The following is a 12,554-nucleotide window of genomic DNA, read 5'->3' as shown; positions in this document are numbered from 1 at the left end:
TACCGGGCCATGCTCGCCGACGCGACCCTCGCCCATGACGATCACCAACGCCGCGCTGCTAGAGTCAGACGCGATCCCGGCTCCCCTGTGGAAAACCTTGATGGGACACCTCGTGTGTCCGCCCACGGCTCCTAAGGCACGCGGTGAACCGAAGCGGAACAGGCCGCTGACCTGCAGGTACGTGGTGTTCCCGACGGGATTCGAACCCGCGCCGCCGGCTTGAAAGCACAACCGCCCCGAGCGCTGTGCTCAGCAGCGAAGATGCAGGTCGCGGGCGAGCGAAGCCCGTCCAGTTATGTGTCCTGATTCCCGCGCGCCTCAATGCGGTCGTCGGCGGTCAGTCGCACTCTCGTTGCGGCAGCTCCTGGAAATCAGCGATCCCCACTGCGGGCGGCGATGACCTGATCCGCTACAGCAAGAACCTCGACGGTGCGCGACCACCAAGCCTCGAGCTCGGATGGACTCCAACCGTGGTAGTGGATCAACGCACGGACGGCCGCGCACCACGTTGAGACGGCGGTTCGCACGGCGCCGAAGAGGAACCGCAAGTCGAAGTCTGAGGACCCGAGACCGCCGTCCCGCGGCGCACCGAACGCCATCTCGGATGTGGCGGACGGATGAGTCAGCGCAGACCAGCGCATGTAAGCCCCGCGACCGTCTGAGTCCGGAAAGTGCCGCTGGGCGAACCCTTCCACGATTGCCGAGGGGCTGCCGTACCGCTCTCCGGCAAGACTCCAGCCTGCCCACTGACCGGTGGTAGCCAGTCCATCGTCGCCGAACATCCGCGCGACGCGACTGTACGTCCGGTCCCGCCGGTCTTCGGCGTCCTTCAATGATTGGGCGCCGGATCCCTTCATGGCCTGCAGCAACGAGTCGGCGGAGACCGCCTCGACGAGCCAAGCCCTCGCACCTCGCGCACGTGGCCCGATGTCGCGCTCCATGAGCCAAGACGCTCTCGCGGCATGCTCTAGAATCGATCTGGCAAGTGGGTGTGGCCCGTAACGCCTGGCGGACCGAGTCGAGAGCACGCTGTCGAGTGCGTCCAGAAGTTCTAGCGCAGCGTCGAATGTCCACAGACGCGCGAGCATGGACGCGTGATCAAGGATCTCGGCGCTGACGCTAGGATCACGGGACTCCAACGCGTACGGCGAACCCACCGCCGGCCTGCCCCTCGCCTCGTTCGCGTACCGCTCGAACTGCCTTGCGGGGATCGTGCGCAGTATTGCCGACAGCCGATTGACCGCGTCCTCGGCTGACACTACGTCGTCGTAGGTGCTCGTCGGACGTTCACCTCCTTCGAAACGGGGGTGTCATACATGCGGGTGGTGGTCGCGTTGCAGGATCGTACGCCGGGCGAGACGAGCCACGGCTTTGCCCGCGCTCGCTGCCGTGTTCGTTGGTGCTCTCTGTGGGATTCGAACCCGCGCCGCTCGCTTGCACAATCAGTCAGTACGAGGGTCACTCACGACCGATCGGCAGCCGGCGGACACGCAGTCGTCGCCGGTCGAGTACCGCGATGGCGCCTTCGTCAAGATCCTTTTCCACCGTCGGCAGGTTCGCCGTCAACAGCATCGCTTGCTGCTGGGGTGTGAGCGGCTCGATGGACCGGAGCAAGACGAACGACGGGCCGGACGACTGCCGATGCGCGAGCAAGGCGCCGAAGTCAGTGTCCTCGGAGATGATCACCCGCTCGCCCGTCATCGCCACGTCGAGGATGTCAGCGTCTGCGGCGCGCTGTAGGTCAAGCTCCCGAACATGGACGGCATCGTGGCCAGCCTCGCGAAGCAGCTCTGCGACCCGATGCGAGAGGTTCGCGTCGACCAGCAGCCTCACAGGCTGGGAACGACTGGCAGCTCACGCTCGTGGACCGCTGCCGCAGCGAACTCGAGCGCAGCGTAGACATCCTCATCCTCGAGGTCTGGGAAGTCGGCAACGATCTGCTCGGGCGTGCGCCGCGCCGCGAGCTGACCGATGACCGTGCTCACCGGAATCCTGAGGTCCCGAATGCACGGCAGGCCACCCATCTTTTGGGGATCGATGGTGATCCGCTCGAAGCTCATGACTGCGCTCCTCTCGTGCCACATCGTAGCTCCTGACCCCCCACGCTCGTCCGCGCCCGGCCGGCGCTATCACAGGCGCGATCGGTGTCGCGTCGGTCCGCCCGAGACTCGCCCGATACAAGTGCACGAACAACCAGCATCGTTGCATAGGAGCGCTGTGCTCGACGTTCGCGGGCGGCGAGGGCTGTGGGCGATCGAGCGTTTGGCCTGGTCAGGACGGTATCGGTGCTCCCGACGGGATTCGAACCCGCGCCGCCGGCTTGAAAGGCCGGTATCCTAGGCCGCTAGATGACGGGAGCGTGGACGGCCGCGCCCGAGCCTATCCAGCGGGACCGGGTGACGCCATCAGGGGGCGACGGTGTTGGCGCGTCCCGGCGCCTCGACGTCAGCGGGCACGCCGGGATCGTCAGCGCTCCGCCCACTGCGTGGACGTGCGATCCAGGCGCCGATCAGCACGGCGGCCGCCAGCAGGACGATCGGCAGGTCGCCCGCGCGGGCGTACGGCGTCAGACCGGACCGCAGCTGCATCGTGCCGGTGAGGGTGTCACCGCGGAACAGCGCTGATCGACCGGCGATCACGCCGTCGGCATCGATGAAGGCCGACCGCCCGGTCGTGGCCGCGACGACCATCGGCTTCTGCTGTTCGGCCACGCGCAGTTGCGAGGCATCGAGCAGCTGGTCCGACGTCGCGCTCGTGCCGTAGCTGGCCACCGTCGTGAGCGTCGCCAACCCGTTGGCATCGTGCGCGACCGCACGCACCGCACGCGCGAACGTGACCTCCCACGACACGACGGTCCCGAGCCGCGCGACCCCGTCACCGGTCGACAGCTCGACGGGACTCGCGTCGTCGCCGGCCTCGAGATCCGACGGCACCAGCCGGCCGACATCGGAGATCCCGCCCAGGACCGACCGCCACGGCACGTACTCGCCGAACGGCACCGGCATGCGCTTGGCGTACGCATCGATCGGGGCGCCGTCGGCGCCGAACAACGCTGCCCAGCGCAGGAACCGTCCGGGCGACGTGGGCGTGCCGACTCCGGCCAGCACGGGTGCCGCCAGTCCACCGCTCCGCGCGAGGAGTGCACTGCCGGCCGCGTCGAGCGTCGCGGCACCCGGCAGCGCGTCCTCGCCCCACACGATCAGGTCGGCGCCGCCGTCGACGTCCGCCGAACGTGCGACGTAGTCCGTCACGAGCGCGTCGATGTAGCCGGGGCAGTCGGCCGCGAACTCTCCAGGGCACGGGTCATCGACCTGCACGACCGCGACGTCCAGCGCACCGTCAGGTACGGTCCATCGCACCGCCCCAACGGTGGCGGTCGCCAGCAGCAGAGCGATCGCGACGATCAGTGGGACGACGCGTGCTCGTCCGCGCGACCGCATCAGCAGCGCCAAGGCGGCGGCGACGGTCGCCAACAGCGCCGTCAGGCCGAGAGCACCCACGACGGCGGCGGCGTGGCGGGCGGGCGTGTCCGTCACCGCCATGGCCAGTTGCGCCCACTCGAAGCCCGTCAGCGGGACGCGTGCGCGCGCCGCCTCCGTCAACGTCCACACAGCCGCCACGACCGGAACCCACCACGCCGGATGCAGGCGCGTAGCGGCTGCGGCGGCCGCACCCGTGACGGCCCAGAACATGCCCTGGATCAGCGGCAGCACGAAGCCGGCGAGCGGATCGACCTCCAGCATCCAGCGCAGCGCTGGGTACGCGAACCCCAGGCCGAAGGCCAGACCACATGCGGCACCTGCGACCGGCCTGCGGGCCGAGGCCGCCGCCCACAATCCAACCGCCGGACCGATCAGCACAAGCGGCATCCAACCCGTCGGGGCGAAGGCCAGCGCCGCGCCGGTCCCGCCGAGCAGCGCCGTGACCGCGAGAACCCACGGGTTCAGGTGTGGGCGTGCGCCCGGCAGCGATGGCACGGTCCCGGCGCCGTCAGGTCGCGAGCCGAGCTCCGGGATTCACGCGCAGTCCAGGCAGATCATGGCGTCCGCGTCGGCCAACTGCGGACGTCGCTTGACCAGGAAGCAGGACCGGCAGGTGAACTCGCCCTCGCCGGGCGGCGCATCGCCGGAGTCGTCAGATCGGGTGCGCGGCGTCGACACCGTGGCCTCGCTGTCGGGGCCGAGCAGGACCTCGAGCGTCTCCTCGTCCTCTTCCTCGTCGTCGTCGAGGTCGAGCACGTCGTCATCGTTGTCGTCCTCGTCCTCCGCGGCGTCCGCGGCGTCCTCATCACCCTCGTCGGCGACGTCGTCCTCGTCGTCCTCGACAACCTCGACAACCTCGACAACCTCATCGGCGGCGGCGACGTCGTCCGCGTCGTCGAGATCGTAGTCGTCGTCGTAGTCGTCATCATCGACGTCCTCGTCATCGAGGATGTCGAGATCGAGGTCGTCGTCCTCGTCGATGTCGTCATCGAGATCGAGGTCGTCCTCGTACTGCTCTGTCGCCATGCTGCTCCCGTCCGGCCGCGGCCGGGTCGTTTCGTCGTCGGCGGAGTCGATCCGCCGCGTGCCTCGCGGAACCGGTCCATGAACTGTTGGGTCGTGCGGGGGTTATAGGTCGCGGACGGCGCGCTCGCAACGTGTAGGACCGGGTTTCCCCCAATTCGTGGACAGGGCTGCCGACCACGACACCGCCCGCTGCGGCGTCGCCGTCGCGCCCGGAGCTGCTACAGATCGGTCGTGGCCGCGCCGGCGACAACGGTCCCGAGGCAGCGCGGCGGCGTGGTGAGGTCGGTCGCGAGCGGGTCACCGTCCCAGATGGCCAGGTCGGCACGGCGCCCGGCGCGCAGTGGGCCGACGTCGTCCTGGTGCGCGACGTGGCGGCCGCCGATGGTCGCCGCATCCAGCGCCTCGCGTCGGCTGATCGCGTTGCCACCCCGGTGCTCGTGCGCCGCTCGCACGCCGGCCCACGGCGCCATCGGTGTGACCGTCGAATCCGAGCCGAATGCCAGCTGGCAGCCGGCGGTGAGCAGATCACCGAACGGGTTGCTGTCCAATGCGGCGTCGCGCCCGAAACGGCTGGCGTACAGGCCCGACGGGCCGCCCCACAGGTCGTCGAACGCCGGCTGCATGCTGGCCACGACGCCCAGTGCAGCCATCCGCCCGGCGTGGTCGGGGCGCGGCAGCTCGAGGTGCTCGACCCGGTGCCGACTCGCGCGCACCTTCGCCGGTCCGACGATCTCGGCGGTGCGTTCGATCGCCGCCACGGCCTGCTCGATCGCGAGATCGCCGATCGCGTGGACGCCGCCTCCGGTGCCGGCGCGGGTGCACCGCACGAAGAAGTCGACGACCTGCTCGTCGTCGTAGAACAGTCCACCGAGCGCGGGACCGTCTCGGTAGCCGCCCGTCACGGCCGCCGTCCGTGAGCCGATCGCGCCGTCGAGGAACAGGTCGCCCCCGGGGCGCAGGCCGTGGGCCAGCGCGACCGACGGATCGATGTCGGCCCACCACACGAGCACCTCGACCGGCGACGTCGTCCGCGACCAGGCGACGGCGTCGTCCAACGTCGACAGTGCCGGGTTGCCCATCTCGTGCATGCTCGTGATCCCGAGTGATGCGCCGTGGGTCACCGCTGCATCACGCGCCCGCGCGAGCCGTGACGTGGGCAGCAGTTGCCAGATGCGGGCGCGCGCCGCGCCCGCTGCGTCCTCCCGGAGCCAGCCGGTCGCGCGGCCGTCGTGGCCGCGATCGACGCCGTCGCCCTCGGTGTCGACATCCGCGAGCGTGCTGGCATCGACGAGGCAGCTGTGCCCGTCGACACGGTCGAGCAGCACGCGTCTGCCCGGCGCCGCCGCGGCCAGGTCGTCGGCCGACGGCGGTCGTGGCTCAGGCCACGCGTGCTCGTCCCAGCCGCTCCCGACGATCGGATCGTCTGTGCGGGACGCGGCGAACGTCCGCACCCGCGTCACGACGTCGGTCGCGCTGGTCGCCGTGGACAGATCGATGCCGTCGAGCTTCAGGCCTGTCGCGGTGCCGTGGACGTGTGCGTCGACGAAGCCTGGAGTGATCCATGCACCTGGCCGCTCGCTCGTGCGCGGCGCTGACGGACCATCATCCGGATCGGCGCCCACCCAAAGGATCCGACCGTCCTCCCACACCAGGACGCGTGCATCGGACGGACCGGGCGTGTGGATGCCGTCGACGATCAGGCGGCGGCGGTCCGGTCGGATCCGGCTCATCGCCGGTCAGGTGCGTCGGTACGCGACCGACAACGCGTCGGCGTACTCGTTCCAGCGCGAGCCGTCGTGCGCCTTGATCCACCGCAGTTCCAGTTCTGGTCGCGCACGCGCCCGCTCGTACAACGCCGTGACGAGATCGAGGTTCTTGACCGGTCCCGATCTGCGACGCCAGTTGTTGCGCGCCCACCCGTCGGCCCACTCGTTGATCATCCGCACGCAGTAGTTGCTGTCGCTGTACACCGTGGCCACTTCGCCCACGGGGACGAGATCGAACCCGGCGATCAGCGCCGTGAGCTCCATGCGGTTGTTCGTCGTGTCCGGCTCGTGTCCATGGGCCTCGTCGACGATCTCGTCGTCGACGACGTAGACGGCACCCCATCCACCGGGACCCGGGTTGGGGTCGGCACTGCCGTCGGTGAACACACCCGTGAGCGGTCCAGCGGTGTACCGCTCGAGCACCTGCTGGGGCGACGGCGGGCGCACCGAGCCCGACCCCTGCGCGGATCCGTTGGTGTGGCCCACCCCGTTGGCGCCGCGGTGGCAGTCGCGACACCTGCTGGGCGTCCATCCCGGGTACCGCTCGCGTAGCCCGTCGGGCACGTCGAACGTGGCTCCGCACTGGATGCACGTGGCGGTCGTGGGCACGCTGCTACCTCCCCGGATCGTCGCCGACCATCTCACGACCGACCACCCGGCGGGCGACGTCGTCACCGCGGTCGGCCAGGCGCAGTGCGGCCGCCTCGCGACGGTAGCGCGACAGGGTCTCCCCGGCCGCGCACGTTGCGCCACGGTGCACAGCGGCTGCACGGTCGGTGACCGTGCTCGCCGTGTCACACGCCACGATCCGAGCCATCGCGGTGAGCTCCGGCAGCGGGCGGTCGTTGTCACCGGCCGCGGCCGCGCGTCCGCAGAGCGCGTCGGCTGCCTCGACCGCCGCTGCCATCTCGCCGATCGTGCCCACGAGGTCGCCGGCGCCGCCGCCCCCGTGCACACGCACGCAGGTGGTTGCGGCGTGCAGCGCCGCACGTGCCAGCCCCACGGCACACGCCGCGACGCCCAGGTGCACGTCGACGAGCAACTCGTCCACGATGCGCGCCGCCTGCCGCTCACCGCCGAGGCGGTTGCCCGCGGGCACGAACACCTCACGGCACCGCAGCGTGCCGACCGCCACCGGATGGTCGGTGGCCGACGCGTCGATCGAGGCATCCAGCCCTTCGCTCTCGGCCGCGACCAGCAGGATCGTGCCACCGTCGGTCGGCTCGTCCGACATGCGTCCGAGCACGACGTAGCAGTCCGCCTGTCCGGCGTAGGCGACGCCCGACACGGCGCCCTCCACGACGTAGCCGTCTCCGTCACGCACGATGCGCAGCGACGAGGCCGCGCCGCCGGACGTGACCGGCAGACCGTGCGCGGCCAACCACTCCCCCGCGATCAGCTGCGGCAGCACCTCTTCACGCAGCGCACCGTCCGCGTGGTCGGCGACGACGCCCGTCGCCAACAGGTGCACGCAGGTGCCCAGGCCCACGGCCAGGAACGCCTCGCTGAGCTCCGTGAGCACCTGGTACACGATGGAGGGCGGCTGGCCCATGCCCCCGTCGTCGATCGCGAACGGCAGGCCCAGAAGGTCGAGCTCGGCCAGCAGCGCAAAGACCTCGGCGGGGAACGGCGCACCGGGCACGTGTCGTTGCGCGCGCGGCGCGATCTGCCGGCGTGACACCTCCCGCACCAGTTGGAGCAGCGCCCGCTGCTGCCTGCTCACCATCTAGATCTTCAGCCGTAGACGGCGCTTGAGGAGGCTGAACCGCGCCGGCGTCGTGCCGAGCACTTCGCCGTCCGCCTCGATCAGCAGCGGCTCAGCGGTCGTCAGGCCGCAGCTGGCCGACTGGTACTCCACGATGTCCGGATGTGGCAGGTGCTCCCCGGCGTACAACTCGGTCGTGAGCATGAACACCTGGCTGCGGTTCCCGGTGAACGCCAGCACGCTGAAGCGGCCGTCCTGTGGGATCGCCCGCGGCGCCACCTTCATGCCGCCACCGAAGAACTGGCCGTTCGCGACGACCAGCTCGACCAACGGCAGCTCGCGGGTCGTGAAGTCCACGCTGAGCTGCGCGTCGACCCGCGACACGGCACGGATCGATGCCCAGGCGGCCAGCAGGTAGCGCACGCGGCCGAGCCAACGTGGCAGGCGGTCCGCGCGCTTGACGACCTCGGCGCCGTACCCCGCCTCGGCGATGTTGGCGAACAGCCGCTCGGCCCGCTCGCCGCCGTCGGTGGTGAACTCGACGACGCCGACGTCGATCGGCATGGTGTCGTCGGTCAGCAGATGGCGGGCGATGACCTGCGGCGGTCGGTTCAGGCCGAAGTTGCGTACGAAGTCGGCGCCGCTGCCCGTGCCGCACACGCCGAGCACGGCATCGTCGGCCACCGGTTCCCGGTCGCGGAACATGCCGTTGACGACGTGGTGGACGGTGCCGTCGCCACCGACGGCGATCAGGTAGCGCAGGCCGTCGTCGAGTGCAGCGCGGGCGGCGGCGCCGGCATCGTCACCACCCGGCGTGTGCACGACATCGAACTCGAGCCCACCGTCCCGCAGTGCGTCGGTCAACTGTGGCAGGACGGCGCGGGCGGCGCCGTGGCCCGCGGATGGGTTGACGATGAGGCGCGCCGGGCCGAGCCGCCCCGACCGCGACGGTGACCCGCGCTCGTCGGCGGTCGCCGACGGTTGCTGCGGGTCGGCCCCGGCCGGCTCGTCGGTCTGCGTCATGCAGGCAGGATCGCAGGTCCGACGTCGACGTGCACGCCGACGTACGTCATCGGGTCGTGTGCTCTCTGCGGCCACGGGCGCGGATGACGCGATCACGCAGCGGCCACGACCCCACGCAGCAGCCGATCGGCCACCCGCCGGGCCTGTGCTCCGACGTCAGTGTGCCGGCACGCCACTCCGAGCTGGCGGGACAGGTCGGCGATCTGCTTGACGTCGCGCACGAAGTCCCCGCCGGTCAGCGCACCACCGTCGAGCACGTCATCAAGCTCGGCCCCCTGCGCCCACAGCCACACCTGCCCCGCGATCGACGCGTCAGGCGCGCGCGTCGCTTCGAGCCCCGCCGAGCGCTCGATGCCGGCGAGCCGTTCCCAGTGGCGCTCGACGCGTTCGACGCGCTCGGCGACGGTCGCTGTCGGGTACCACACCGGTGGGACGTCGCGGGCGCGCGTCTCATGGACGAACACGCTGGTCACCGCTGCAAGGTCGGCGTCGTCGAGACCGTCGAGCACACCGTCGCGCAGGCACTCGGCCAGCAGCAGATCGGCGTCGGCGTACAGCATCGCCAGCCGCAGTCCGTCGGGTGACGGTGCCGGTGCCGCGGCATCGCCCTCGAGGTAGCCCAACTCGGTCAGCACCGAAACGATGCGGCGGAGCTGCCTCGACAGGGAGCCCGTCCGGAGGTCGACGTCGGCCTGCAGCCGACGCGTGGCGGTGTCCAGCTCGTCGTACCGGGCCGCCCAGTGCTCGATGTCGGCCCGCCGGTCGTCGGTGTGGACCGGGTGTGCGCGGACCGCGGCGCGCAGTTCAGCGATGCGTTCAGCGCGAGCCTGCTCGGCCGCATCGTCCGCGCCCGCTGCGGCGCCGTCATCCGACGGCGAGGACTGAACCGTCGACAGCGCGTCGGCGACCTCGCGCCGGTACGACGCCTGCCGCGGTCCACCCGACGTAGGCAGCGCGACCCTCCCGACGACGGCGGGGGGACGGCGGAACTGCTGTGGGTGGAGACGGATCAACCGCCGGTCGTCGGTGACGACCTGAGCGCGCGGGCTGCCGGCCGCGCCCACGACCACTCCCACGCCGGAGCCAGCGGCCAGCGTCACCACGTCACCGTCGCGCAGGGTCTCGAGCACGTCGAGCACGGCCCGACGCCGATCCTGACGGCGGGCTCGGGCACCCGATCGTTCGAGCCGGGTGAGCTCCCGTCGCAGATCGAGGTACTCACCGGCATCGCCGACATCGGAGATCAGGTGCTCCGCGTAGCCGGCCAGCGCCTCGGTGTTGTCCTCGATGCGTTCGGCGGACCGCGCAACGGCAACGTGGGCCTGATGCTGCGCGAACGACTGCGCGAGCAGCGTCTCGCACTCCTCGAGCGTCCGGCGCCGCAGGAGGTTGACTGCCATGTTGTAGGTCGGGGCGAAGCTGGAGCGGAGCGGCTCGACGCGCCGACCGACGAGACCGGCGACCTGCGTGAAGTCGATCTGACGCTGGTACGCGACGATGGCGTGGCCGACGGTGTCGAGCCCGCGCCGTCCCGCGCGACCGGTGAGCTGCGTGAACTGGCCGGGCGTCAGCAGCGCGTGCTGCTGACCGTCCCACTTCTCGAGCTGTTCGATGACCACCGTCCGCGCGGGCATGTTGATGCCGAGCGCGAGCGTCTCGGTGGCGAAGCACACCTTGACGAGCCCCCGTACGAACAGCGCCTCGACGAGCTCCTTGAGCACCGGCACCATGCCGGCGTGGTGCGCGGCGACCCCCCGCTGCAACGCATCGGACAGCCACTGGAACCCCAACGCCCGAAGATCGTCGGCGTCGGTGTCGGCGGTGATCTCGCGGGCGATCCGGCGGATCTCCCGTCGCTCGTCGCCGGTGGTCAGCGACACCCCGTCGCCGATCAGGTGGTCGACGGCGCGGTCGCACCCGGTGCGGCTGAACACGAACACGATCGCCGGCAACCAGTCGCGGCGGCGCAACATCTCGGTCAGCTCGCTGCGCCGGGGCGGGCGCAGCCGCACACCGGCGTGGCCGCCACGGCGGCCGCGCGCCCGTCGTTGGCGGGCGGCCATGCGCTCGAGCATCACGACGTCGGGGTTGGGGACCGGACCACGCGACCGTCCCCTCCCCGACGAGCGTCCCCGGCCGCCGCGGAACATCGGATGCAGATCACCGCCGATGGCGTAGTGGTGGTCGAGCGGCACGGGGCGCCGTTCCGAGATGATCACCTCGCAGTCCAGCCGCACGTCGGCGAGCCACGCGCCGAGCTCCTCCGCGTTGGACACGGTCGCCGACAGGCAGGCCAACTGCACCGCCGCTGGAAGCCCGATGATCACCTCCTCCCACACCGCTCCGCGCTCGCGATCGGCCAGGTAGTGCACCTCGTCGAGTACGACCGACCGCAGCCCACGGACTGTCGGCGACTGCTCGTAGAGCATGTTGCGCAGGACCTCGGTCGTCATCACGACGATCGGGGCCTCGCCGTTGACGCTGCGATCACCGGTCAGCAGGCCGACCCGCGCCGCTCCGTACCGCGCGCACAGATCCGCGTGCTTCTGGTTCGACAGCGCCTTGATCGGGGTCGTGTAGAAGCACTTGCCACCATCGCGAAGCGCCGACCACGTCGCGAACTCGCCGACGATCGTCTTGCCCGACCCGGTCGGGGCGGCGACGAGCACCGAACGACCGGCATCCAACGCGGCGATGCCGGCGACCTGGAAGTCGTCCAACGCGAAGTCGTAAGCCGCGACGAAGGCGGCGGGCACCACGGGCATCGCTGCGTCAGGCCAGCGAAGTGCGTCGCCGTTGCTCGATCAGGCGCGCGAAGATGATGTTGCCCTCGAAGAACAGGACCAGCGGCAGCGCCATCACGAGCATCGTGAACGGGTCCTGGGTGGGCGTGATGATCGCCGCGAGCACGAAGGCCCCGAACATCGCGTGCCGCCGGTAGCGACGCAGGCTCTCAGCCGTGACGGCGCCTGCCAGCGTCAGCATCGCGATCACCAGCGGCGCCAGGAACGACAGGCCGAAGCCCAGCATCGTCTTGAGCAGGAAGGTGATGTACTCGTCGGCGTCGAACAGCGACACCACGTTGTCGCCGGCGAAGCCGACCAGGAACTCCAGGCCCCGCGGGATGACCATGTAGGCGAACACACCGCCGGCCGCGAACAGCACGAAGGTCAGCACCACGAACGGCAGCGCGAAGCGCCGCTCGTTGGCGTGCAGGCCCGGTGTGATGAACCGCCACAGCTGGTAGCAGACCGGTGGGGCACCCAGGACGATGGCCAGCACCGCTGCCGCCTTGAGCGTCACGAAGAACTCGCCGAGCGGGTTGGTGACGATCAGCGCACACTCGTCGGCGTCGAACACCTGCGACCCGGCGCGCATCGACGCCGGCAGGTCGCAGTACGGCTGGATGAGGACCTCGAACAGCAGGTTGCGGAACGCGAAGCCGATGACGAACGCGATCGCGATCGCCAGTGCCGACTTGAACAATCGTGAACGAAGCTCCTCGAGGTGCTCGACGAGCGTCATGTTGCCGCCGAGAACTCCATCGCCTCC

11 protein-coding genes and 1 tRNA gene are annotated in these 12,554 nt (G+C 70.5%); all 12 read right to left on the bottom strand.

The window, feature by feature from the left end; translation table 11 throughout:
- Positions 1–371: 371 nt before the first annotated feature.
- Positions 372–941: a hypothetical protein gene (locus VFZ70_01610; GenBank protein ID HEX6254483.1), complete on the bottom strand. Its 570-nt coding sequence runs from the start codon at positions 939–941 to the stop codon at positions 372–374.
- 517 nt (positions 942–1,458) lie between these two features.
- Positions 1,459–1,833: a DUF5615 family PIN-like protein gene (locus VFZ70_01605; GenBank protein HEX6254482.1), complete on the bottom strand. Its 375-nt coding sequence runs from the start codon at positions 1,831–1,833 to the stop codon at positions 1,459–1,461.
- Complete coding sequence (locus tag VFZ70_01600; protein HEX6254481.1) at positions 1,830–2,060, bottom strand: DUF433 domain-containing protein; 231 nt, start codon at positions 2,058–2,060, stop codon at positions 1,830–1,832. The genes VFZ70_01605 and VFZ70_01600 overlap by 4 nt, the downstream gene beginning before the upstream one ends.
- A 226-nt stretch (positions 2,061–2,286) precedes the next feature.
- A tRNA-Glu gene (locus VFZ70_01595) sits at positions 2,287–2,359 on the bottom strand.
- Positions 2,360–2,405: 46 nt separating this feature from the next.
- Complete coding sequence (gene lnt / locus VFZ70_01590; protein ID HEX6254480.1) at positions 2,406–3,977, bottom strand: apolipoprotein N-acyltransferase; 1,572 nt, start codon at positions 3,975–3,977, stop codon at positions 2,406–2,408.
- 39 nt (positions 3,978–4,016) lie between these two features.
- Positions 4,017–4,508 carry a hypothetical protein gene (locus VFZ70_01585; GenBank protein HEX6254479.1) on the bottom strand — a complete coding sequence of 164 codons (492 nt, stop codon included), beginning with the start codon at positions 4,506–4,508 and terminating at the stop codon, positions 4,017–4,019.
- Between the two features lie 218 nt (positions 4,509–4,726).
- A complete protein-coding gene (locus VFZ70_01580; GenBank protein HEX6254478.1) occupies positions 4,727–6,238 on the bottom strand; it encodes an amidohydrolase family protein in 1,512 nt (503 codons plus the stop codon).
- Between the two features lie 6 nt (positions 6,239–6,244).
- Positions 6,245–6,883, bottom strand: a complete 639-nt coding sequence (locus VFZ70_01575) for a ribonuclease H (GenBank protein ID HEX6254477.1) — start codon at positions 6,881–6,883, stop codon at positions 6,245–6,247.
- Positions 6,884–6,887: 4 nt separating this feature from the next.
- Complete coding sequence (locus tag VFZ70_01570) at positions 6,888–8,000, bottom strand: acyl-CoA dehydrogenase family protein (protein ID HEX6254476.1); 1,113 nt, start codon at positions 7,998–8,000, stop codon at positions 6,888–6,890.
- On the bottom strand, positions 8,001–9,002 hold the full coding sequence (locus tag VFZ70_01565; protein HEX6254475.1) for a YegS/Rv2252/BmrU family lipid kinase: 1,002 nt from the start codon (positions 9,000–9,002) through the stop codon (positions 8,001–8,003). It abuts the gene before it with no gap.
- Positions 9,003–9,094: 92 nt separating this feature from the next.
- Complete coding sequence (locus VFZ70_01560; protein ID HEX6254474.1) at positions 9,095–11,767, bottom strand: DEAD/DEAH box helicase; 2,673 nt, start codon at positions 11,765–11,767, stop codon at positions 9,095–9,097.
- Between the two features lie 7 nt (positions 11,768–11,774).
- On the bottom strand, positions 11,775–12,527 hold the full coding sequence (gene tatC / locus VFZ70_01555; protein HEX6254473.1) for a twin-arginine translocase subunit TatC: 753 nt from the start codon (positions 12,525–12,527) through the stop codon (positions 11,775–11,777).
- Between the last annotated feature and the right edge of the window lie 27 nt (positions 12,528–12,554).

Source organism: Euzebyales bacterium (genome assembly GCA_036374135.1).
GTDB lineage: Bacteria > Actinomycetota > Nitriliruptoria > Euzebyales > JAHELV01 > JAHELV01.
The sequence above is the reverse complement of the archived record's forward strand: the minus strand, read 5'-3'. Positions and strand labels throughout refer to the sequence as shown.

Excerpts from the sequence above, each read along its gene's own strand:
- VFZ70_01610 (HEX6254483.1), bottom strand. The coding sequence starts at position 941 with ATGGAGCGCGACATCGGGCCACGTGCGCGAGGTGCGAGGGCTTGGCTC.
- VFZ70_01600 (HEX6254481.1), bottom strand. The coding sequence starts at position 2,060 with ATGAGCTTCGAGCGGATCACCATCGATCCCCAAAAGATGGGTGGCCTG.
- VFZ70_01585 (HEX6254479.1), bottom strand. The coding sequence starts at position 4,508 with ATGGCGACAGAGCAGTACGAGGACGACCTCGATCTCGATGACGACATC.
- VFZ70_01580 (HEX6254478.1), bottom strand. The coding sequence starts at position 6,238 with ATGAGCCGGATCCGACCGGACCGCCGCCGCCTGATCGTCGACGGCATC.
- VFZ70_01570 (HEX6254476.1), bottom strand. The coding sequence starts at position 8,000 with ATGGTGAGCAGGCAGCAGCGGGCGCTGCTCCAACTGGTGCGGGAGGTG.
- VFZ70_01565 (HEX6254475.1), bottom strand. The coding sequence starts at position 9,002 with ATGACGCAGACCGACGAGCCGGCCGGGGCCGACCCGCAGCAACCGTCG.
- VFZ70_01560 (HEX6254474.1), bottom strand. The coding sequence starts at position 11,767 with ATGCCCGTGGTGCCCGCCGCCTTCGTCGCGGCTTACGACTTCGCGTTG.
- tatC (HEX6254473.1), bottom strand. The coding sequence starts at position 12,527 with ATGACGCTCGTCGAGCACCTCGAGGAGCTTCGTTCACGATTGTTCAAG.